Below are 22,918 nucleotides of genomic sequence, written 5' to 3'. Positions count from 1 at the left end.
GGAAGAAGCCTCTTCTGAAAGGATGTTTAGAATTATCCTTCTGTCTAATCAAAAAAGAATAAGTCTGTAAGCTGTTTTATGCTTACAAACTTATTATACGAGGAGGATTGCTTTATGGGTATTTTCGTAAAATAATAGCAAGGTGTATCTTTGTTATTGCGTTACGCCTTGCTAATCAGACAATAGATTAAGATTAGCCCTTCACTTTTACCTACCCATATTTTCTACAAATCTCGTCACTTCCCTTTCTCACCTCACCGGCACATACTCCATCTTCGCCTCATTCTCCGTGGCCTCCAACTTAAAAATAACCGGCCGCAGTCCGTCATTACAGCTGCAGATCGCAACTCCAGGTTTGCGGATCCAGTCTCCATAATAAAACAACTCGTTGCCCGCTCCGTGAGCCAGTGCAAAAACATATTGATAAATCGCCTTCCATGCCTCATCACATAACCCTTCCGGCTTTGCGTAATCCGCATAAAATGTCTGCCCTTCTTTCATCATCGGACAGGCCGTTAATCCCTCCACACCATACTCCAAAGCCAGTTCTTTGTCTAAAGTTGTTTTCAACACAGTAATTTTTACTTTTTTCATGATAAATAACATTCTCCTTTCCGTCCATAAAATTCCTCAGAGGCCTGTTCCTACGCTTATTCTACCATAGCTTACTTGATTTTAGGAGGAGAACATGCAGAAGAAAGCCGCAATAAGTGACTTTTTTCACAACGGTTCCTGACCAAAAACTATTTTTACCCTCTGTACTATCCTTCCTGTAATTTATTGAATCGATTTTCCAAGTTCATACGCTTTTTGAAGTTCCGGTTTTCCTGTAATATCCCCCACATCGCCGTTTCCACCGGCAAGAACATGACCGAGATTTTTCCACCGCAAATGCTCCATTAGATGTTCGTAGTATAGAACCACATCTTCAAATCCATGTCCTTCCGCTGCCATCAAAAGTGCTGACGCCCTGTCGTGTCCTCTAAGGAGATTTCCGTCGCCTTCCTCCAGAGCGAACAGGCGGTCAATGGCAGTTCTGATCTGGCCGCACAGTAAACGCTTTGACAAGTGTAGAGGTGTTTCCGTTTTTTCTTGGACTTCCATTCAGAATCACAATTTTCTTACTCATAAAGATTCCTCCATTTCCTTCTGAATTGACTTTTCTTTTTATTGATATTATAATCATAGCAAGAATAAAACAAAAAACTAGTACGCACATTAAAGTGCGATACTTACAATCATGTTAAGTACTTACCTAAAGGAGAGTGTAAAATGAGTGAGAGATGCATATCAAATGAGTGCCTTAGTACTACTGGTTTTAGCTATACTTTATCGCTGATCAATGGAAAATATAAGATGACGATTCTTTATACATTGATGGAGTTTGGGGTGGTACGATTCAATGAAATAAAAAAATATATTGGGAAGATTTCCTATAAGACGCTTAGCTCCACATTAAAAGAATTAGAATCTGACCAGCTTGTCCATCGGGAAGAATACCCTCAGATCCCTCCAAAAGTAGAGTACAGTTTGACAGAGCGGGGAAAGTCGTTGATTCCTATTTTGGATAGTATGTGTGAGTGGGGAGATAGGAACAGGCTGTAAGCCTGCCCCCAATACTCTGCCCTAGATGAACGCCGATTTCATATTCATTTGCTTTATGCGGTCTTAATGCGCAGCAGCCTATAAAGTCGGTTGTCATTGTGATCATTCATGCCCCATCCGCTCCAATACTTCTCCGATATCCGCCCAAATGCAGATCGACTTTTTCCTGATCTCCTCCGGCGCATACGCTTCTTTTAAGTTTATACATGCATAAAGGGCATCCGGCCAATCGTATACCATACGCCAGAAACTAAACTTTATGATGCCCGGTGTATTTATTCCGGTTCCAAATTCCAGGAACAGTACTTTCCCATTTTTATGTCTGCACAGAAACTCTGTGTACCGCTCTGAGGCAATATGCCATCCTTCATCTTCCACAAAAGTACTGTCGGCCCGAAGATTCATAGTCATTGGCCTGCCGCAGACCGGGCAATGCGGGATCAGCTCTGTCGGCACTCTGCCATCTTTTTGCTCTTCCACCATCCTTAGCACGATTTCCTTATTATCATATGTTTTCTGGTGGCACGGCACACTGCACTGCCACAATCCATAATCCCCCTGTGTATAAAACAGCCTGTGTTTGTCAAATCCTGCTTTTTGAAAACAATGATCCACATTTGTGGTAAGAACAAAATAATCCTTGTCCTCTACGAGTCTCAACAGATTTTCATAGACCGGCTTTGGCGCATCCATATAGCGGTTGATATAGATGTACCGGCTCCAGTATGCCCAGTACTCTTCTAACGTGTCAAAAGGATAAAACCCTCCGGAGTACATGTCCTCAAATCCATACTGATTGATGAAATCCTGAAAATACTTATGAAAACGTTCCCCATCGTAGATCATTCCGGCTGACGTTGACATTCCCGCACCTGCTCCGATCACAATAGCATCCGCATTTTCAATCTCGTCTTTCAGCGCTTGAACCTGTTTTAAGTAATCTTTTGTATATGTCCTCATCGATTTCTTTAAAAACATTAAATATCACCTCTATATCATACTTTTCCTTTTCCCTGTATTCTTTGACGGTTTGCACCGCTATTTTTGCGGCCCTGTCATTTGGAAAATGAAATACTCCTGTTGAAATGCAGCAAAAAGCAATGTTTCTCAGTCCTTTTTCCCTGGCAAGTTTCAGACTGAAAAGATAGCAGGACGCCAGAAGGTCCTCGTCGCGTTCTGTCACCCTTCCATTCACAATAGGTCCCACTGTATGGATCACATACCTGGCAGGCAGGTTATACCCCGGCGTTATTTTTGCCTGTCCTGCAGGTTCCAAAGTGCCCTGCTGTTCCATGATCTTTGCGCATTTCAGGCGCAGCTGCACACCTGCATATGTGTGAATACAATTGTCAATACATCCGTGGTTTGGATGATAACACCCTGTCATTTCACTGTTTGCCGCATTTACGATCGCGTCCACTTTTAATCTTGTGATGTCCCCTTTCCACAGATAGATCCCAGGCTGCACTGGTGTAAGATCTGATAATTCCACGACTCCTTTTTCTTTTGCAGAAACAGTTAAATACGCATCCTGCACCATAAGGAATTCCCTTGATATTTCTTTTGGCATCCGCACATTCATCAATGCGCGCAGCAATTGTTTCTGTTCATCCACGTTTCCCGGAATGCAGATTCCTGCAAAGCGGGGATCTTCCCCCAGCAATTCCCGGATCAAATACTGTCTTCTCTCACTCTGATTCACGCTGCACCCTCCTTACTTCTATCTGTCATTTTATAATCTTTTTTCCTTTTTTCAAGTACGCACTTTAAAGGCGGATACTTACTTTTCGGTAACCAATAAAGCAAAACAGGTGAGAAATTTCCTAATCCATATATAAAAAAAGCAGGCAAGTCCCCTTTCAATAAAGGAAGATCTTCCCCGCTCTTTTTCTGATCTATTTTAAAAATACAGGCCTATCCGGACTCTCCTGCTGCATCATTGCATCCAGCGTTCCGTCCAGTACCTTTTCTATGGCCCAGGCTACCCCAAATTCTTCATTGGACTTTGTCACATATTTTGCCGCCTTTTTGATTTCCGGCAAAGCGTTTTCCATGGCAACGGTCGCGCCAAAATCCATGGAAATCATGGAATGATCGTTCAGGCTGTCGCCAAGTACCATCACTTCCTCCATCTTGTATCCCAAAGACTCAATGTAAGATTTTATGACAGGCCCTTTCTGAGCCTTGACACTTGTGATCTCAAGATTGGTGATAAAAGAAGACGCAACTGCAATTTCAGAATCTTTCTCCAGTTTCTCTCTCATTTTTGAGAGCATTTCCACGTCTTTAGAGAACACGAATATTTTGTCAACTTCAATCTTCTCTTCCTCAAGCACTTCATACCGCTCCAGGACTTTCGTGTTTGCCTTGATACGCCTGTATAAATCTGTTCCCGGAACTTCCTTAAGTTTCACGTTCTCATAAAACAGCACACACTGCAGCCGCATGCTCTCTTCAATCTCCTCTGGCGTACCAATGCGGTATTCATATTTATCTGTACAAAAAATGATGGAAACCGGAAACTTTCGGATTTGCTCATATACTTTTTTGCACAGTGGCGCAGGGATCAAGTTTTTTTCTATGACCTCTCTGTTCGCGTCCCTAATCTGCGCCCCGCTGCCCACGATATAATCGCAGGTAAAATCCGTCCCTTTTAAAGCCTCCACTGCCCCGAAAAAACTTCTCCCGGATGCCACCATAAACCGGATTCCCGCATCCTGGGCCTTGTAGATTGCCTGCAATGTCTCCTTGGCCACTTTGTGGTCATTTCCTAAAAGCGTTCCGTCCAAATCACTTGCTATCACTCGAATCATTTTTTCCACCTCTTACAAATATCCTCTTTCCATGTGAAAAGGGCTGCCAGCCTTGTCCTGCCAACACCCCTTGTCATTATACGCTAGATTCTTTTTTCTGTCACCTTGTCTTATCTGTTTTCCAAAACAGGAATCACATACATTAGGACATCCGTCCATTGTCCATAGGGAAGATAACATCCGCCAGATTCATGGTGGACTTGCGGTGTGACACAAGCACGACTGTCTTTTTGCCGCAGGAATCCTTCAATGCTTTTAATATCATCCCTTCATTTAAAGAATCCAGATTGCTCGTTGGCTCGTCCAGAAGAAGGAAGGGTGCATCGTGAAGAAAAGCTCTTGCAATTCCTATCCTCTGGCGCTCGCCTCCTGAGAGCGTGTCCCCAAGTTCTCCTGCCTTTGTGTCATACCCTTGCGGCAGTGTCATGATAAAGTCATGAATGGATGCCTTTTTCGCTGCTTCCACAATCTCCTCCCTGGACGCGCCCGGTTTTCCGATTGCAATGTTGTTTGCCAAGGAATCGTGGAACAGGTATGTCTCCTGCGTCACATAAGATTCCATCTTCCTTAAATTGGAAGTATTCAGCTCTTTGATCTGTTTCCCTGATATGGAGATCGTTCCCTTATCCGCATCCCAGAAACGCATGAGCAGTTTTAAGAGCGTGGATTTTCCGGAACCGCTTGCACCATGGATGCCGATGATCTTTCCCTTTAAAAGCTCAATAGAATAATCTTTCAGTATCGTCTCATCCTCGTATGCAAACGTCACATGCTCGCACCTTGCTCCTTCAAACGCAACCTCCTCTTTTCCCTTCACCTCTTCCACAGCCGGTGTTTCCTCCAAAATGGAAAGAACTCTCTCCCCGCTGGCAAGTGTCTGGTTTAAATTGTTAGAAAGGTTGGATAAAGCCACCACCGGGCCAAAAGATCCCATCATGGACACGGTGGAGAGCAGCACAGCCTCAAACCCTACCTGTCCTTTTGCTTTTAGGTACAACATCAAAAACAGCATGAGAAAGGAGAACATCAGTATCACAAAATTGGTGATCCCTCTTGTAAATGCCTCCATTTTGCTCAAATCTTTCTGCAGGTTTCCAAGTTTTTCGAAGCGCTCATTCATCTCTTTTTTTCGGTGTTCTCCCTGCCCGTACTGGATCGTCTCGTAAAGCCCGCGAAGAGAGTCCAAAACAAAACTGTTCAGCTCCCCGAAACGGCTGCGAAACTCCATCCCTTTGTCTCCTCCGCGCCTTCCATTCCAGAGGGGAAGGGCCACACCTACAACCGCATAGCCTGCAAATGCAAGAATTCCTGCATATACATGGTAATGTCCGATAAACAGCACCATAATAAGAGAAGTCAAAAATCCAATCGCGATCGGAGAGACTGTATGTGCATAGAACACTTCCAGAAGTTCTATGTCCGTTGTGATGATGGAGATCAGATTTCCTTTATCTCGTCCCTCCAGTTTTGCAGGGCAGAGTTTTCTAAGTGCGGCAAATACTTTGTGCCGGATCATAGCCAGCAATTTAAATGCAATATAATGATTGCAGTACTGTTCCGCGTAGTGAAGTATGCCCCTCAAAACTGCAAGCACGACAAGGAGCACAAAGATCGTTTTTATTGGAACGGCCAAAAGCCCTTCTTCCAAAACCTGTGTCTGGCCCGCCTGCGCGGCCCACCCCTTGGCAATCGTGGCGGAGGCCAGTATAGTGAGGAAAATCGCGCAAAGATATCCCAAAACTCCAAGCGTGATAGCTGCTGCCATCCTTCCGATCAAAGGACGGATCAGTCCGATCAGGCTTGCCATGATTTTGATCCCGCTTCGTCTCTTTCTCATCTTCCCGCCTCCTTTCCATACTCTTCCAGTTTTCTCTGGCTTTCAAACAGTTGATGATAGATTCCTTCTCTTTCCATTAAATATGTGTGGTTTCCTTTTTCCTTGATCTTTCCATCCTTCATCATAAAGATGGCGTCCGCCCCCACACTGTTTGCCAGTCTGTGGGAAATCACGATCACAGTCTTCTCCCCTGACATCTTTCTGATGACATCCATGATCATCTCTTCACTCTCCACATCAATATTGGAGGATGCCTCGTCGAAAATATAAACCGGAGTATTGTGAAGGAGAGCTCTCGCAAGCGCAAGCCTTTGGCACTGTCCTCCGGAAAAATTGCTGCCCTTTTCCTGTACCTTTGTCTTAAGCCCGTCCTGCTCCTTTAAAAACGCAAAGAGGTTTACCTTTTTCAGTACCTCTTCCATCTCCGCCACCGTGGCATCCGGCTTTCCCATGCGAAGATTTTCTTCCACAGTCCCTTTAAAAAGATAACTGTTGTGGCTCACTATCGTGATGGTGTCCATAAGCGCCTCCTCTTTTATAGAAGAAAGTTCCACTCCAGCCAGCCTTATACTGCCTTCGTATCCTTTGTTTCTCCCCATCAAAAGTGCTGCGATGGTACTTTTTCCACAGCCGGACGTGCCTGCCAGGGATACAAGACTTCCAGGCTCAATGTCCATGGATATCCCTCTTAAGATTTCCCTGTCTTTTTCATAGGAAAATCTTACATTCTCAAGACAGATCCCCACATCTTTTTTCGGCGCATATTTTGTCCCTTTATCCGGTTCCGGCATGTCCAGAAGTCCAAAGATCTTATCGCTGGCAGCCATTCCATTCATGGCAATGTGAAAAAAGGAGCCCAAAAGACGCAGCGGGATAAAAAACTCAGATGCCAAAAGTACGATGGAAAGTGTGCCACACAGACTTACGTTTCCTTTGAGATATTCGCTCACCACAACGATCATTCCGATGGCTGCGCCGCCGTACGCCACAATATCCATCACACTTGCAGAGTTGAGCTGCATGGTCAGGACTTTCATGGTCACTTTTCGGAATTCCTCTGCCTCTTCATCCATCTTTTTTTCCTTTTCTCCGTCTGCCTGATAGATTTTTAAAGTGGTAAGCCCCTGCAGATTTTCCAGAAAATGATCTCCAAGCCCAGTGTAAATTCCCCAGTATTTGTTTAAAAGTCTTTTCGCGATCTTCTGGACAAGCACTATGGAAACCGGGATGAGCGGCACACAGATGAGCAGCACAATGCTTGCCTTAAAACTTACAAAGGAAAGCACAACAAACAATGTGACCGGCGCCAACAGACTGTAAAATAGCTGTGGAAGGTATTTGCCAAAATAGACCTCCAGCTGCTCCACCCCTTCTGCTGCCATCTGCACAACCGCAGACGTGGCTGTCTGCTCCCGGTAGGAAGTTCCAAGGCGCAGCAACTTCTCGTAAATTTTTTCCCGCAGCGTACGCTTTACATCCACACTCGCATGATAAGATGCTCTTGCCGCCATTTTGTCGCACACAAATCGCATGACAAGTGCAGCCAGAACAACCGCAAGTGTGACACCCACATCTTTTGCCCGTACATTTCCAAAGGCTGCCTTTTCCAGAAGACCTGCCGCAGAAAAAATGACGGCAATCTGAAAAAGCAGGGCAATCCACTGCCACAGCACATTATAAAAAATATACTTCTTTCCATGGGAAAGAAGAGTAAGTAAACGTTTTTTGATCATTTTTTTATTCCTTCCATTATGTATTATCTATACGGTCAGCACAAATTTCCGGCCATCTATTTTGGCAACCTCAAGACTGATGCCATACAAGGCCTGGATGCTTTCCCCCGAAATTACATCCTGTGGGTTCCCTTCTATTTCCACATATCCTCCTCTTAATCCGATGATCCTGTCAGAAAAATGAATAGCCTGGTTGATATCGTGGAGCACCATGATGATGGTGATCCCATACTCCCGGTTTAATTTTCGTACCAGATTTAAAATTTCTACCTGATAGCGGATATCAAGGTAAGTCGTGGGCTCATCCAAAAACAAGATCTTTGTATTCTGAGCAAGCGCCATGGCTATCCACACTCTCTGTCTTTGCCCGCCGGAGAGCTTTCCCACTTCTTTGTCTTTATATTTGCGGACATTGGTCACATCCATGGCCCACCCGATCAGCTTTTCATCCTCCTCACTTTTCCCTTTCATCAATCTCAAATACGGCGTTCTTCCGAAGGCGATCAGCTGCTCCACTGTGATGTCATCGCTGGAGGTATTATACTGATGTACAATGGAAACCTGCTTTGCAAACTCTTTTAATCCAATGGATTGAATATTTTTTCCACAAAGCATAATCTGCCCTTGATCCGGCGTCCGGTTTTTCGTCATCAGAGAAAACAGCGTGGATTTCCCACACCCGTTCGCTCCCATGATCGTCGTTATTTTGTTCTCCTCGATCGCAAAAGAAACTTCATTTAAAACCTGGTTTGTTCCATAAGAAAAGGAAACTCCCGAAACTTCCATGACTGGTCTGTTTTTAGTTTGCATACTTCTTCGACCTCCTAAGCAAAATGATAAAAAATGGTCCACCGACCACACTCATAATGACCGATGCTGCCACTTCATACGGGGAAGCGATCGTCCTCCCTATCGTATCGGCAAGAAGAAAAGTAAATGCCCCAAACAGCATAGAAAACGGCAAAAGCACCCGGTTATCACTCCCCACAAGGATTCTTCCGATGTGCGGCACGATAAGCCCAAGGAAACTGACTGCCCCTACAATGGCTGTGGAAATACTTGCAAGCAGCACCGCGATCACGGAGATGACAATGCGCAGCACATTGACATTGACGCCAATCCCTCTTGCCGTCTTGTCCTCAAGCGCCAAAACATTGCATCTTCCCGCAAAAATGACTGCAAGCAAAAGACCGGCGGTCACATATGGAAAGAGGGTCCCCACATCGTCCCATGTCTTCAGGGAAATATTTCCGTTCACGATCGATGCAACCCCTGTCACTTCTCCTCCTCCCATGGAATTGAGTACACTTGACAGTCCTGTAAACATAGCGTTTACTGCCACGCCCACCAAGATGATGCGCAGCGGACTTAATCCTCCTTTCCAGGAAAGGCCGTACACGAGCAGAAATGCAAAAATACCTCCAAGGAATGCGGCTAGGGGAAGAAAGAAATAAACCTGTGGCGCCGCCGCTGTGATCACCACAGCCGCAAAACTTGCCCCACTGGAAATCCCAATGATCCCAGGGTCTGCCAACGGATTTTTTAAAACAGCCTGAAACAGCGCTCCGGATACAGCCACCGCTGCCCCTGCCAGCATAGAGATCACAATGCGCGGAAATCGCAGATCATAAACGGTCGCCACATCGCTGTCAAACTCTACAAACAGCCCCCGCATCAATTCCCCGAAACCTACCTTTAAACTACCTGTGTTTGCTGCCACAAAAAACAAGCTACCCAGCAACAGCACAATGACAGCAAAAGGGACCACTCTCTTTACGGTTTTTCCTCTTTTTTCCATCCCTTGTCTCCTTCCATATGTATATTCACTTACTGTTTATCTCCATAAGTTAGTTTACGCTAATTTTCTGGCACATTATTAATAACACATCTCACCCGGCCGTGTCAACAGCCGATTTTCTATCTTCAAATCTTCCTCAAAAATAAAACAATCCCGCCAAAACAAAGCCCCCAAAAACAACCACTTATTCCACAATTTTTCGCTGTAAATTATTTCTGAAATTCAACAATTCTACTATAGACAATTGATGCATTTGCTGTTAATATGAAGGGGCATGGATGAGGGAAATCTCATCCTGTTTGTATATATAAAATTTTATAAAGGATTTAGAAAAAGAGGGTTTATCATGGGATCATGGAGAATGCGCCGGATTACACCGGCACAGATTATCATTCTTGGATTTTTATTCATCATTTTGTCTGGCGCTGTGCTGTTGATGCTGCCCATTTCAAGTAAGGACGGCACCTTCACTCCTTTTCTGGACTGTCTGTTTACAGCCACATCAGCTACTTGTGTGACTGGTCTGGTCGTATTTGACACGTACACGCATTGGTCTTTCTTTGGCCAGAGTGTTATCTTACTGCTGATCCAGATTGGCGGGCTTGGCGTCATTACAACCGCACTGGCAATCGCTTTATTCACCAAACGAAAGATTGGTTTTCGGGAACGTTTTGTCATGCAGGAATCCATCTCAGCCCCGCAGGTGAGCGGTATTGTCAGGCTGACAAGTTTCATCCTGAAGGCAACTTTTGTACTGGAACTGCTTGGAGCAATTGTTTTGGCCATCCAGTTTTTGCCCGAATATGGGTTCCGTAAAGGACTGTGGTTTTCCATCTTTCATTCTGTCTCTGCATTCTGCAATGCGGGATTTGATCTGATGGGACACAGAGGAGAATACTCCTCTCTTGTCTCTTATGTGGGCAATCCGATCGTCACGGGTACGATCATGTTTTTGATCGTTGCCGGCGGACTTGGATTCTTTGTCTGGAAAGACATCAAAGAAAAAAAATGGCGTGTGCATACATACAGACTGCAGACAAAGATTGTTGTTTTGACAACCTTTCTCTTGCTCCTTCTTCCTGCCATTTATTTCTTCTTTTATGAATTTAACCAGCCACAGTGGGCAGATTTGAGCACAAAAGAACGCATTCTTGCGTCAATGTTCCAGTCTGTGACACCAAGAACAGCAGGATTTAACTCTGTGGATTATGCAGCTATGCAGTCTTCCAGTATTCTTATTTCCATTTGCCTGATGCTCATAGGCGGCTCGCCTGGTTCCACTGCCGGTGGATTTAAGACCACTACGCTTGCGATGCTGGTGCTCTGCATCCGTTCTGTTATTCAGAAAAAAGAAAGCATCCAGGGGTTTGGCCGAAGAATTCCGCCTGAAGTGCTGCGCAGCGGAGTTTCGATCTTCACACTGTACCTAGTGCTCTTTCTGACAGGAGGCACGATCATCAGCTGTATTGACGGAGTATCGCTCTCATCCGCGCTTTTTGAAAGCGCCTCAGCGATCGGTACGGTTGGACTCACCGTAGGGATCACAAGAGATTTGAGTGACATCTCCCACATCATTTTGATTCTTTTGATGTATTTTGGCCGTGTCGGAGGACTGACGATGATCTACGCAGTCACAGCAGGCCACATGCCTTCCCCGGCGCAATTGCCGCAGGAAAAGATCACAGTTGGATAATTTTAAAGGAGAGACGAGTGAAATGAAATCAATTTTAATCATTGGGCTCGGCCGTTTCGGACGCCATATGGCCCAGAAATTTTATGAGATGAAACATGATGTTCTCGCTGTGGATATCAACGAAGAACGGGTAAATTACATCCTGCCTTATGTTACCAACGCTCAGATTGGCGACAGTACAAATGAGCAGTTTATCATGTCCCTAGGGGTACGCAACTTTGACCTTTGCGTGGTGGCCATTGGAGATAATTTCCAAAGCTCCCTTGAGACGACCGCTCTCTTAAAAGACTGCGGAGCTTCCTTCGTCCTTTCCAGGGCCAACAGAGATGTACACGCAAAATTCCTTTTAAGAAATGGAGCTGATGACGTCATTTACCCGGAAAGACAGATGGCTGTGCGGGCCGCTGTCCGTTATGGCTCTGACAATGTATTTGATTACATTGAGCTTACGCATGAATATTCTATTTACGAGACCCAAACCCCTGCATCCTGGGTTGGCAAATCCATCCTGGAGCTTGCAGTAAGGCAAAGGTATCATATCAACATCCTGGCAGTGCGCCGCGGCGAAGAGTTGGAGCCTGTACCGGGACCGCACCATATTTTCCAAAAAGACGAAAGTCTTTTTATCCTTGGTGCCAACAAGGATATCCGAAAATTTCTTCATTTATAGACACAAAAAAGATGGGGCATGCGTTCCCCATCTTTTTTATATTATGTCTGTCAACGAAACTATTCTTCCGGCTCCCCGCCAAGCTTACTCGCCACAAACCATCCAATAACAAATGTAATGATACCTGTCACAATGGAAATCACAGACAAATCCGCCCAATCCGTTTTGATCAAAATCGCGATCGGCGATGCAAGGATCAATCCGATGATCGCATAATAAGCATGTATTTCTGCTTTCATAAAAATAAACTCAATAATCTTTGCGATCACTCCGATCCCAACGAGCACTCCGATTCCAAACGGTATCAAAACCCCCAGCTCGCCTGCCATTGCAGGTATATCAAATTTTGCAAGCGCCTCCATAAAACGGTTGATGGTCTTTAAAATCGTATCATAGTATCCCAAAAGCATCAACATCATGGAACCGCTGACCCCGGGTATCACCATGGTTGCTGCGGCAATCAATCCTACAAAGAACAACTTGATCACATTGACAAGATTAAAGGAAACATCCGCTGCGGCTCCCCCTGTCTCTCCCATCAAAGCCATTGCAATGACTATCGCAAAGAAAATAAGAAATGGAATGATCTTCCCGATCGTCACCGTATGGCCTTTCACTTTTTTGAAGATAAACGGAAGGCTGCCTGCAATCAGACCGCAAAATGCAAGATTCGTCTGAATCGGATATGTTTCCAGCAAAAACTCAAAGACACGGGCAAGCACAATGATCGCGATTCCTGCTCCTGCAAAAATAGGGATCAGAAGCTGCATGCTCTTTTTAAATTCACGTTTCAAGTGCGTGATCGCATGAATCAGGCTGTCGTAGAGACCCATGGCTACCATCATTGTGCCACCGCTGACTCCGGGTATAATATTTGCAATTCCAACAACCATACCCTGCAATATTTTTTTTAACATAATTCCTCTCCTTTTACTAACTTCCCAACTTCTGGTGTACTGTGCAAACATACACTTTGGAATTTTAACACAGAACTTTCCAATTTTCAATACGCCCGCAGAGAGGCAACATATCTTACTGGGAATAATGTCTGACTCTGAGTGGAATTCCCAATTTTTCTGCCAAAATCCTGCTTTTTTTTATTTGCTCCACGCCTATCACATCCACGACAGAAAAGCGCACATCTTCAAGGTATTTTCTGCATTCCACCGCAAATTTCAGCATCTCATCAAATGATTTTTCCCCGTACTTTGGCCGTACGATCTCGCAGTATGACTTCGCATCCGGCATATTTAAGCTCACGGACACGCTGTCCACAGCCTGGCAAAGCTCCGGTACAATATCTCTTCCGTGGATCAGGTTTCCAAGACCGTTTGTATTAACCCTTATAGAAGCACCGTATGTTTCCTTCAAATATCTGCTCACCGCAATCAGCTCATCCAGTCTCTCCAGCGGCTCTCCATACCCGCAAAACACAACACCTGCCCCCTTTGGAATACCAAATACATCAATGGCCTCCTCAATTTCCTCCAATGTGGGCTCTTTTTCATGCCACAGTTCTTTTGCCTCGCCAATGGCCTCTTTTTGTCCCCTGATACAGAATTTACATCTGCACGGACACTTATTTGTAATATTTAAATAAATATTTTCTTTATACCGGTATACAATATCTCCCATAACTTTTATCCCCCTTCACTCAAATAAAAAATCGTTTCTTAAAATGTACCCTGTCCAGCGTGCCTGCTGCTATCAAAAAAAACGCCGCACTTCCACAGGACTGGATCAGACTGCCGCTTACTGATGTGAAAAAGGCCACATGAAATCCAAACATCAGCCCTTCTGCCAGATAATATCCTGCAGCGGAGATCACACCTGCTGCCGCAAGACCCGCAGCATTTCTTTTTGTCAGGACTTTCTCTCCCCTGCTGCCAAACGGAAGTGTGATGAGCATCTTGATGATCACAGTTGCCGGCGCCCACACCGGAGCTGTCATAAGATCGGCAAGTCCGCCTCCGATTGCTCCTGCAGCCATGGCATACGGAGCCGGAAGTATGGCTGCCGAAAGATAAATAAGGGCGTCTCCAAAGTGAATATATCCTTCATTGATTCCTGTTGGAATATGAAACACATATGCTGTCATGATCGTAATAAGCGCCGCCATGACCGCTGTCATTGTCATGTATTGCAGTTTCCCCTTACTCTTTTTCACTGCCTCTGATTTCATACCTCCGCCCCTTCCTTCCACAATTCTGATAAATATGTTTCAAAACACACACCGTCATTTCGGTCTGTGCCTTCTTCTTTTGCATCCCGGATAGATTTTTCCAGAAATGAGACAGCTCTTTTTACACTTCGCACAAGGTCATCCCCTTTTACCATTCCCGCGCTGATAACAGATGCAAACAGATCCCCGGTCCCCGAATAACTGCCTCCGTATTTTTTTGCCTCACACCAGTGTACTTTTTCATCTGTGCAGACTAAATTTGCCATCTTCTCCTCTTGCCCGCATATATTGATCCCGGTGATGATGACTCCATCACAAGCGTAAATTTCTTTTAGCCTTTTCGCAATGGTTTCCACTTCCTGCTTTTGCTTTTCCTCCGTCAGCGCTTGTTCCCAAAAACTTTTCATCTTTTCCTCTCCGCCCAAAAGAATGAGTGCTTCCGTCAGGTTTGGAGTGAGTACATTCGCCCTCCTGCACAGCTTTTTCATCTGTTCTGCAAGCTGTCCGGTATAGAATTTATATACTTTTCCGTTGTCCCCCATCACAGGATCCACCAAAACTTTTGTCCCCTCTTTGCGGAAATGATCCAGAAACTTCAGTATCTTTTCCACCTGGCAGACACTTCCAAGGAATCCCGTATATATGCCATCCGGGACAAATCCCCTTTTTTCCCACTCAGCCATATACGCGTCCATGTGTTCTGTATAATCATCCAGATAGTAACTTTCATATCCGGTCTGGTTGCTCAAAATTGCCGTGGGCATGGGACAAGCCTGCACTCCCATGGCTGAAATGACCGGGATCGCTGCGGTGAGAGAGCACTTCCCAAGTCCTGATAAATCCTGTATCACTGCTATTTTCTTCATTTTTGTCCACCTATCTTGCCTTTTTTTCTCATTTCATATAGAATAACACCAAAGTGACATGATAAAAATATACAATTTTAATATTTTTTAAGGGGACAGTTTTATGTATCTAAATTTTGATAATCCAAAAGAAAAACGATATCTGCAGGTTTACCACTATTACCGGGAATTGATCGAAGAAGGAAAATTAAAGGCAAAAGACAAAATGCCTTCCATAAGAAGATGCGCAGATGAGCTGAAGATCAGCCGCACGACTGTGGAGAGTGCTTACCTGCAGCTGGCTGCAGACGGATATATACTCTCCAGGCCGCAAAGCGGTTACTATGTGACTGGATTTGGCACAAAGCCGGTATCTCAAAAACAAAGCCCTGCCTTTTCCGAATCCAGGGTTCTCTACTCCTTCTCCCATTCCGGAACAGACCGGGAAAGTTTTCGTTTTGATCTTTGGCGCCGCTATATCAAGAGCGCCCTCCGCCAGGACGAACGGCTTTTGGAGTACGGAAATCCACAGGGAGAATGGGAACTCCGCCAGGTGCTTGCTGATTATGTGCGCCAACAGCGCAACGTCATCTGCTCCCCGCATCAGATCGTCATCGGAGCTGGCACCCAAAGTCTCCTTCACATTCTTTGTCCGCTTTTAAAGAGCAAAAAAACCGTCTCCTTCCCCAATCCTTCTTTTGTTCAGGGCAGCTCTGTCTTTGCGGACTATGGCTTTGACATTCATTACCGTGACAAAGACGCGGACATCATCTACGTCTCCCCTGCCCACATGACAAAATGGGGAGAGATCATGCCCGTATCCAGACGGCTGGAGCTGATCTCTCACGCTGCCGCGCACGGAAGCCTCATCATTGAGGATGATTATGAAAATGAATTTGTCTATATGCAGCGCCCAACCCCCTCCCTGCAAAGCCTTGCAGGCGGAGAGCATGTGGTATACATGGGATCTTTCTCAAGACTGCTGCTGCCTTCCATCCGACTAAGTTTTATGGTTCTGCCGTCTGATCTTTGCAGCCATTACCGGCAAATCAGAGATCACTATAACCAGACTGCCTCCAAAATGGAGCAGATCGCTCTTTGCCAATTTATCCGTGACGGACATCTTTCTTCCCAGACAAAGCGTTTAAACCGCTATTACGCAGGAAAATTAAAAAAACTTACCTCTTCTTTGAAGGATACCTTCGGAGAAAACGTAAGTTTAAAAACCGGAGCAGCCGGCACCAGCACTGCCCTGACACTGCCATGTCCGGTTTCCGGAAAAGAGTTTCTTGAGAAAGCAAAAAAGCACAAGATCCAGGTTGAACTTTTGAATGAATCCAAAGGGTATGTAACCCTGATCCTCTCCTGCTCCGCCATGCCTTCTGAAACATTCCCTGCGGCATGCCGGGAACTCTACCTTGTATGGAAATCATGCTTTTCTTCTGATTTTTAATAACTTCTGATCTTGTCGTCCGCATCCGTACTTGTCTTGTCGATTCGTTTGATGACAATATCGTAGCTGTAAGTGTCATTCACTTTCACGGTCACCGTATCCCCTTCTTTGTGTCCAAGGATTGCCTTGCCGATAGGGGATTCGGTGCTGATCATATTGTGGATGGAGGAGCCCCTCACTGTTGTCACAAGCTTGTAGGTCTCCGTCTCATCATCGTCAATAAAATAGATATCCACTGTATTGTTGATGCCGACCTCGTCGTCCTTTGACGTATCAGACACAATGCGGGCGGTCTTGATCATTCTCTCAAGATAACGGATGCGGCTCTCATTGCGGTTTTTATCTTTCTTTGCTGCATGGTACTCAAAATTCTCACTCAAATCCCCGTGAGCCCTCGCCTCTTTGACCGCCTCAATGGCCTCTTTTCTTACCACCAGTTTCCGGTATTCAATCTCTTCTTTTATCTTTTTGATATCATTTTCCGTCAGCTCATTATACAATGTGGACCACTCCTATCTAAAGTCTCATCTTAAAATCTTCATAACCAAATTCTTTGACGATTCGGCATTCTCCATCCTCTTCTTCCAGTACAATTGCCGGAAGAGGCATTCCGTTGAATGTATTGTTCTTCACCATGCTGTAGATTGCCATATCCAAAAATTCCAAGCGTTTTCCACTTTCAAGCGGCTCATCAAAAGAATAATCCCCAATGATATCCCCTGCAAGGCAGGTCGGTCCCCCAAGCCTGTATGTGTACGCTTTTTCTCCCGGCATACCGGAGTCTTTCAGCGGCGGCCGGTACGGCATCTCGATCACATCCGGCATATGGCATGCAGCCGATGTGTCCAGAATCGCATAGTCCATCCCGTTTTTTCCAGTCTCCAAAACCGTTGTAAGAAGGCTGCCCGCATTGAGGGCAACCGCCTCCCCGGGTTCTAAATACACCTGCACACCGTAAGTCTCTTTCACATGGAGGATACACTCTATGAGCGTCTCCTTGTCGTAGTCCTCCCTTGTGATATGGTGGCCGCCGCCAAAATTGATCCACTTCATCCTCCGCATCCAGGTCCCGAATTTTTGTTCCACAACTTTGAGCGTCTCTTTTAAGTCATCCGAATTTTGTTCGCAGAGCGTGTGGAAATGCAGTCCGTCCACATGCTCCAAAAGTTCGGGTCTGAAATTTTCCAGCGTGATGCCAAGCCTTGACCCTTTTGCGCATGGATCATAAATGGCGTGGTCTCCCTGCGTGGAATGTTCCGGGTTGATGCGAAGTCCGATGCTGACGCCTTGTTTCACTGCCTTATCCTGAAATTTTTCCAGCTGGGAGAAAGAATTGAACACAATGTGCTCACTGTATTTTAGCACTTCGTCAATCTCGTCCTCGCGAAAAGCCGGGGAGTAGACGTGGTTTTCCTTTCCCATCTCCTCAAATCCAAGCCTTGCCTCATAAAGCCCGCTTGCAGTGGCGCCGTCCAGATATTCTCCAATCAAAGGATAGAGTGCATACATGGAAAACGCCTTCTGCGCAAGAAGGATCTTGCATCCGGTCTGTTCCCGGATTTCTTGTAACTGCCTCAAATTATCGAGAAGTTTTGCTTTCTGCACCACATAGCAAGGGGTGCGCAGTTCTTCTTTTCTCATATGCTCTCCATTAGTCGATCAGAACCGGATTTTCGTCGATGATCCATGGAAGTCCCCATTTATTGAGCGCATCCATGAACGGATCCGGATCAAATTCTTCGATATTGTATACACCTGCTTTGTTCCATGTTCCATTCAGGATCATCATGGCACCGATCATTGCAGGCACCCCGGTTGTGTAGGAAATCGCCTGAGAACCTACTTCTTTGTAGCATTCCTGATGGTCGCACACATTGTAGATGTAAAGTTTCTTTTCTTTTCCGTCTTTCTTGCCCACAAAGATACATCCGATATTTGTCTTTCCGACTGTGCGCGGTCCCAAAGATGCTGGATCCGGCAGCACTGCTTTCAAGAACTGAAGCGGTACGATCTCTTTTCCTTCATACATGATCGGTTCAATGGAAGTCATTCCCACGTTTTCCAGGCATTTCAAATGAGTCAGATAGCTCTGGCCAAATGTCATGAAGAAACGGATCCTCTTGATTCCCGGAATATTCAGAGCAAGAGACTCGATTTCTTCATGGTGAAGAAGGTACATATCTTTTTCTCCTACCTGTGGGAAATCATAAACTCTTTTGATCTCCATTGGTTTTGTCTCCACCCAGTGTCCATCTTCCCAGTAAGAACCATTGGCAGCTACTTCACGGATATTGATCTCCGGGTTAAAGTTGGTTGCAAACGGATATCCGTGGTCTCCCCCATTGCAGTCCAGAATATCGATATAATTGATCTCATCAAAATAATGTTTCAGCGCATATGCAGAGAACACACTTGTCACACCCGGGTCAAATCCGCTTCCGAGAAGTGCTGTGATGCCCGCTTTCTCAAAACGCTCTCTGTACGCCCACTGCCATTTGTATTCAAATTTTGCCGTATCCTCCGGCTCATAGTTTGCAGTGTCCACATAGTGCACTTTTGTCGCAAGACATGCATCCATGATCGTCAGATCCTGATATGGCAAAGCCAGATTCAATACAAGATCCGGTTTCACTTTTTCGATCAGAGCAATGAGCTCGTCCACATTGTCAGCATCCACCTGTGCAGTTGTGATCTTTGTTTTTGTCTTTCCTTCCAGTTTTTCTTTTAATGCATCGCATTTGGAAACTGTACGGCTTGCAATGCACACCTCTTCAAACACTTCACTGTTCTGGCAGCATTTCTGGATCGCAACACTTGCAACACCGCCGCAGCCGATAATCAATACTTTTCCCATTCTTCATCAACCTCCTGATCTTTTATTTTGATAATTCCAATAACATTTCTCTTACTACTTTACATGCCACTGCTGTGGATGCACCGCTTGTATCCAGAGGCGGACACAATTCATTGACATCGCAGCCCACTATATTACAGTTGGCGATCACTGTGTGGATCGCGTCCAGAAGTTCCATAAACTGCACGCCTCCTGCCTCAGGTGTTCCGGTTCCCGGAAAAACAGACGGATCCAAGACATCCAGATCAATGGTAAAATACACTGGTTTCCCTTTCAGTTTCTCCACTGTCTCTTTTAATCCATTGAAATTAAATTTATTAAGACTTACATATCCTTCCTTGGCCCATAAAAATTCCGGCCTGTCCCCGGAACGGATGCCAAACTGAAAAATCTTTCCATCTCCCACGATGTCATGACATCTTCTGATCACGCTTGCGTGGGATAATGTTACGCCAAGATAATCTTCTCTAAGATCCGTATGCGCGTCAAAATGAATGATATGGACATCCGGTATTTTTTTCGCCACAGCGCGGAAACTTCCAAGTGTCACAAGATGTTCTCCGCCGATCATGAACGGCAGCTTTCCATCATTGAGAATCGTTTCTGTTCTCTTCTCGATCGCGTCCAGCACCTGCACGGAATCTCCGATCGGCAGCTCAAGATCTCCACTGTCAAAATAATATCCATAATCTGTCATATCCTTATCCTGATATGGGCTGTAGGTTTCCAGCCCCCAGGAATCATTGCGCATCACCTGACTCGCAAAACGGGTCCCCGGACGATAGGAAGTTGTGGAATCAAAAGGCGCGCCAAACAACACAATCTTTGCATCCTCATATTCACAGTCGCATCCGATAAAAGTCATTACATTTTTATTCAACATCTTTTAAAATCTCCTCCACATACGCCGGCAGCATGAACACTCCTGCATGCAGGCGCGGCACATAATATCTGGTGTCAATCCCTTTTAATTTCCATGCAACTCCATCCAGGTCATCGATTGGATGATATTTTTTGGAGGCAAATCCAAACAGCCAGTGTCCGGACGGATAAGACGGCAGGTGTGCCTGGTATACCCTGCTGATCGGGAATGATTCCAGAATTCTCTTGTGCATGCGCTGACACTGAAATGCCTCTTCTTCATAAAACGGACTTTCATTCTGGTTGATCATGATTCCGTCTTCATGCAGCGCATTGTAACAGTTTCCATAGAATTCCTTTGTAAACAATCCCTCCCCGGATCCAAACGGATTCGGAGAATCAATGATGATCAGATCGTACTCATTGGATTTGGAACGGATAAACCGAAGTCCATCTTCATGATAAATCGTCACGCGGTCATCATTCAGACTGCAGGTGATCTCAGGAATATATTTCCTGCAGATTTCCACAAGCAGAGGATCCATCTCCACCACATCAATGGACTCGATCTCATCGTACTTGATCAGTTCCCTCACGACTCCTCCGTCTCCTCCTCCGATAACAAGCACTTTTCTTACACACGGATGCACTGCCATCGGCACATGAGTGATCATTTCATGATAAATAAACTCGTCTTTTTCTGTCAAAGTCAGGTCGCCGTCCACCACGATGATCTTTCCAAACTCCGTAGAGTCCAGCACATCGATTCTCTGATATTCACTTTGCGCACTAAAGAGCTGGCGTTCAATGCGAAAAGACAATTTCACATTTTCCGTATGCTCGTCAGAAAACCACATATCCATGTTTCATCACTCCTTTATTACATTCAAATGTTCAATGTCCGGATCTTCCGGTCCTGTCATGGAACATCCCTTTTCTTTTGCATAAATAATATAATCCAGAACATCTCTTGTTATCTTTTCTCCAGGAGCCAGAACCGGTATTCCAGGAGGATAACACATCACAAACTCGCTGCACACTCTTCCAAGCGTGTCTTCCAGAGGAAGATATTCTTTTGGCGCATAGAAAGATTCCTGCGGCGTCATGATGACATTCGGGGAAACGTACTCCTGTGAGAGCATACCTGCTTTGTCCTTCTGATATCTTCTCTTGACTTCTGCCAGGGCGCTCACCAGACGTTCCACTTCCTGTTTTCTGTCTCCAATAGACAGATAAGCCAGGATATTTCCCAGATCTCCGAACTCGATCTGAATGTCATACTCATCTCTTAATATATCATAAACCTCAATTCCCGCAAGGCCGATCTCCAATGTATGCACAGACAATTTCGTCTTGTCAAAATCATAGATACTGTCCCCGTTGATCAACTCTTCGCCAAATGCATAATAGCCTCCGATCTTGTTGATCTCTTCTCTTGCATACTGCGCAAGCGCGGACACTCTTTTGAATTCCTCTTCTCCCCTGAGCGCCAGGTTTCTTCTGGAAATATCCAGACTGGACAGCAGAAGATAAGATCCGCTTGTGGTCTGAGTCAGGTTGATGATCTGTCTTACATACCCTGCATTTACATCTTTTCCAGTCAGAAGGAAGGAGCTCTGTGTCAGACTGCCTCCGGATTTGTGCATGCTGACAGACGCCATATCTGCGCCTGCTTCCATCGCGGAGACAGGAAGGTGATCCCCAAAATAAAAATGCGTTCCATGCGCTTCATCCACCAGCACTTTCATTCCATATTCATGTGCAAGCTTTACGATGGATCTTAAATCTGAACAAATTCCATAGTATGTCGGATTGTTGACAAAAACAGCAACTGCGTCCGGATTTTCCCGGATTGCCTTCTCCACCTCGCTCATCTGCATGCCAAGCGGAATTCCAAGATCATGATTTACATCCGGATTCACATAAATGGGTTTTGCACCGCAGAGGACGAGTGCATTGATCGCACTTCTGTGCACATTCCTTGGCAGAATGATTTTATCCCCCTGCTTGCAGGTTGAAAGAATCATACTCTGCACAGAGGAAGTGGTTCCCCCTACCATCAAAAATGCATGTGATGCCCCAAATGCCTCTGCTGCCAATTCCTCCGCCTCGCGGATGACAGACACCGGATGGCACAGATTATCCAGTGGTTTCATAGAATTTACATCAATGCTGACGCACTGTTTCCCCAGCAATTCCACCAGTTCCGGATTGCCCCTCCCGTGTTTATGTCCCGGGACATCAAACGGCACAACCCTCATTTTCCGAAAACGCTCCAGCGCTTCGTAGATCGGCGCTTTCGACTGTGAACTTCTCTTCATGTTCACTCCTCCCTTCTCCGGTTTTTCCGGAATCCGTATATCTTGTTTCCCTCCTGGACATTGATAAGGATATTGCAAAATCCTGACCGTCAGATTCAGAATTTTGCAACATCCTCATAATCTCATCAAGGGAGAAAAAAACGCAAACAGACGGACTTCACTTACCACTGCTTGCGTTATCATACTTCTATACATCTATATTTTTACATATTGAGTATATCCAACAGATTATGGCTAGAGTCTATATAGCAAA

23 protein-coding genes are annotated in these 22,918 nt (G+C 45.3%); 4 read left to right on the top strand and 19 right to left on the bottom strand.

The genetic code is table 11. From position 1 onward, the window contains the following. Positions 1-249: 249 nt before the first annotated feature. Positions 250-594 carry a TIGR04076 family protein gene (locus B5F18_RS09905; protein WP_087157502.1) on the bottom strand — a complete coding sequence of 115 codons (345 nt, stop codon included), beginning with the start codon at positions 592-594 and terminating at the stop codon, positions 250-252. 183 nt (positions 595-777) lie between these two features. Next, positions 778-1,068 (bottom strand): hypothetical protein, encoded by a 291-nt coding sequence (locus B5F18_RS09900; RefSeq protein WP_330394153.1) that lies wholly within the window; start codon positions 1,066-1,068, stop codon positions 778-780. A 204-nt stretch (positions 1,069-1,272) separates the two neighbouring features. Between B5F18_RS09900 and B5F18_RS09895 the strand changes: the two genes are divergently transcribed. Beyond that, complete coding sequence (locus B5F18_RS09895) at positions 1,273-1,605, top strand: winged helix-turn-helix transcriptional regulator (RefSeq protein WP_087157501.1); 333 nt, start codon at positions 1,273-1,275, stop codon at positions 1,603-1,605. Between the two features lie 102 nt (positions 1,606-1,707). Here the strand turns inward: B5F18_RS09895 and B5F18_RS09890 are convergent, their stop codons facing one another. From B5F18_RS09890 to B5F18_RS09860, 7 genes are all read right to left on the bottom strand, one after another. Then, positions 1,708-2,583: an SIR2 family NAD-dependent protein deacylase gene (locus B5F18_RS09890; protein WP_204217104.1), complete on the bottom strand. Its 876-nt coding sequence runs from the start codon at positions 2,581-2,583 to the stop codon at positions 1,708-1,710. Then, on the bottom strand, positions 2,507-3,307 hold the full coding sequence (locus B5F18_RS09885; RefSeq protein WP_087157500.1) for a protein-ADP-ribose hydrolase: 801 nt from the start codon (positions 3,305-3,307) through the stop codon (positions 2,507-2,509). The genes B5F18_RS09890 and B5F18_RS09885 overlap by 77 nt, the downstream gene beginning before the upstream one ends. 193 nt (positions 3,308-3,500) lie before the next feature. Further along, positions 3,501-4,418, bottom strand: a complete 918-nt coding sequence (locus tag B5F18_RS09880) for a Cof-type HAD-IIB family hydrolase (RefSeq protein WP_087157499.1) — start codon at positions 4,416-4,418, stop codon at positions 3,501-3,503. Between the two features lie 142 nt (positions 4,419-4,560). After that, entirely contained in the window at positions 4,561-6,255 is a 1,695-nt protein-coding gene (locus B5F18_RS09875; RefSeq protein WP_087157498.1) for an amino acid ABC transporter ATP-binding/permease protein, read from the bottom strand. Next, a complete protein-coding gene (locus B5F18_RS09870; protein ID WP_087157497.1) occupies positions 6,252-7,988 on the bottom strand; it encodes an ABC transporter ATP-binding protein/permease in 1,737 nt (578 codons plus the stop codon). The genes B5F18_RS09875 and B5F18_RS09870 overlap by 4 nt, the downstream gene beginning before the upstream one ends. A 27-nt stretch (positions 7,989-8,015) precedes the next feature. After that, positions 8,016-8,798 (bottom strand): ABC transporter ATP-binding protein, encoded by a 783-nt coding sequence (locus B5F18_RS09865; protein ID WP_087157496.1) that lies wholly within the window; start codon positions 8,796-8,798, stop codon positions 8,016-8,018. Continuing rightward, on the bottom strand, positions 8,788-9,786 hold the full coding sequence (locus B5F18_RS09860) for a FecCD family ABC transporter permease (RefSeq protein ID WP_087157495.1): 999 nt from the start codon (positions 9,784-9,786) through the stop codon (positions 8,788-8,790). Before B5F18_RS09860 ends, B5F18_RS09865 begins: the two co-directional genes overlap by 11 nt. Positions 9,787-10,132: 346 nt before the next feature. Between B5F18_RS09860 and B5F18_RS09855 the strand changes: the two genes are divergently transcribed. Together B5F18_RS09855 and B5F18_RS09850 are read left to right on the top strand one after the other, a co-directional pair. After that, positions 10,133-11,479: a TrkH family potassium uptake protein gene (locus B5F18_RS09855; protein ID WP_087157506.1), complete on the top strand. Its 1,347-nt coding sequence runs from the start codon at positions 10,133-10,135 to the stop codon at positions 11,477-11,479. A 22-nt stretch (positions 11,480-11,501) separates the two neighbouring features. Next, on the top strand, positions 11,502-12,149 hold the full coding sequence (locus tag B5F18_RS09850; protein ID WP_087157494.1) for a potassium channel family protein: 648 nt from the start codon (positions 11,502-11,504) through the stop codon (positions 12,147-12,149). 59 nt (positions 12,150-12,208) lie between these two features. On the opposite strand, the gene B5F18_RS09845 is transcribed toward B5F18_RS09850, so the two are convergent. From B5F18_RS09845 to B5F18_RS09830, 4 genes are all read right to left on the bottom strand, one after another. Further along, complete coding sequence (locus B5F18_RS09845) at positions 12,209-13,066, bottom strand: DUF368 domain-containing protein (RefSeq protein ID WP_087157493.1); 858 nt, start codon at positions 13,064-13,066, stop codon at positions 12,209-12,211. A 115-nt stretch (positions 13,067-13,181) separates the two neighbouring features. Beyond that, the gene (locus tag B5F18_RS09840) at positions 13,182-13,784 is read right to left on the bottom strand and encodes a TIGR04100 family radical SAM protein (RefSeq protein WP_087157492.1); all 603 of its coding nucleotides are present in this window, start codon (positions 13,782-13,784) and stop codon (positions 13,182-13,184) included. A gap of 19 nt (positions 13,785-13,803) precedes the next feature. Next, a complete protein-coding gene (locus tag B5F18_RS09835) occupies positions 13,804-14,331 on the bottom strand; it encodes a TIGR04002 family protein (RefSeq protein ID WP_087157491.1) in 528 nt (175 codons plus the stop codon). Beyond that, the gene (locus B5F18_RS09830) at positions 14,328-15,197 is read right to left on the bottom strand and encodes a pyridoxamine kinase (protein WP_087157490.1); all 870 of its coding nucleotides are present in this window, start codon (positions 15,195-15,197) and stop codon (positions 14,328-14,330) included. The genes B5F18_RS09835 and B5F18_RS09830 overlap by 4 nt, the downstream gene beginning before the upstream one ends. A 103-nt stretch (positions 15,198-15,300) precedes the next feature. Between B5F18_RS09830 and pdxR the strand changes: the two genes are divergently transcribed. After that, positions 15,301-16,629, top strand: coding sequence for a MocR-like pyridoxine biosynthesis transcription factor PdxR (gene pdxR, locus B5F18_RS09825; RefSeq protein ID WP_087157489.1), 1,329 nt, complete (start codon positions 15,301-15,303; stop codon positions 16,627-16,629). On the opposite strand, the gene greA is transcribed toward pdxR, so the two are convergent. The 6 genes from greA to B5F18_RS09795 are packed head-to-tail and all read right to left on the bottom strand — an operon-like array spanning position 16,626 to position 22,665. Further along, the gene (gene greA / locus B5F18_RS09820) at positions 16,626-17,129 is read right to left on the bottom strand and encodes a transcription elongation factor GreA (RefSeq protein WP_087157488.1); all 504 of its coding nucleotides are present in this window, start codon (positions 17,127-17,129) and stop codon (positions 16,626-16,628) included. The genes pdxR and greA overlap by 4 nt on opposite strands. A gap of 16 nt (positions 17,130-17,145) precedes the next feature. Further along, positions 17,146-18,270 carry a carboxynorspermidine decarboxylase gene (gene nspC / locus B5F18_RS09815; protein ID WP_087157487.1) on the bottom strand — a complete coding sequence of 375 codons (1,125 nt, stop codon included), beginning with the start codon at positions 18,268-18,270 and terminating at the stop codon, positions 17,146-17,148. A gap of 10 nt (positions 18,271-18,280) precedes the next feature. Continuing rightward, positions 18,281-19,483 (bottom strand): saccharopine dehydrogenase family protein, encoded by a 1,203-nt coding sequence (locus B5F18_RS09810; protein ID WP_087157486.1) that lies wholly within the window; start codon positions 19,481-19,483, stop codon positions 18,281-18,283. A 22-nt stretch (positions 19,484-19,505) separates the two neighbouring features. Next, complete coding sequence (gene speB / locus B5F18_RS09805; RefSeq protein WP_087157485.1) at positions 19,506-20,366, bottom strand: agmatinase; 861 nt, start codon at positions 20,364-20,366, stop codon at positions 19,506-19,508. Further along, positions 20,356-21,207, bottom strand: coding sequence for a polyamine aminopropyltransferase (gene speE, locus B5F18_RS09800; protein ID WP_087157484.1), 852 nt, complete (start codon positions 21,205-21,207; stop codon positions 20,356-20,358). The genes speB and speE overlap by 11 nt, the downstream gene beginning before the upstream one ends. A gap of 6 nt (positions 21,208-21,213) precedes the next feature. Further along, a complete protein-coding gene (locus B5F18_RS09795) occupies positions 21,214-22,665 on the bottom strand; it encodes an aminotransferase class I/II-fold pyridoxal phosphate-dependent enzyme (protein WP_087157483.1) in 1,452 nt (483 codons plus the stop codon). Positions 22,666-22,918 lie beyond the last annotated feature (253 nt).

It is taken from the genome of Lachnoclostridium sp. An181 (assembly GCF_002160325.1).
Lineage (GTDB): Bacteria > Bacillota > Clostridia > Lachnospirales > Lachnospiraceae > An181.
This window is presented reverse-complemented; position numbering and strand designations above follow the sequence as displayed.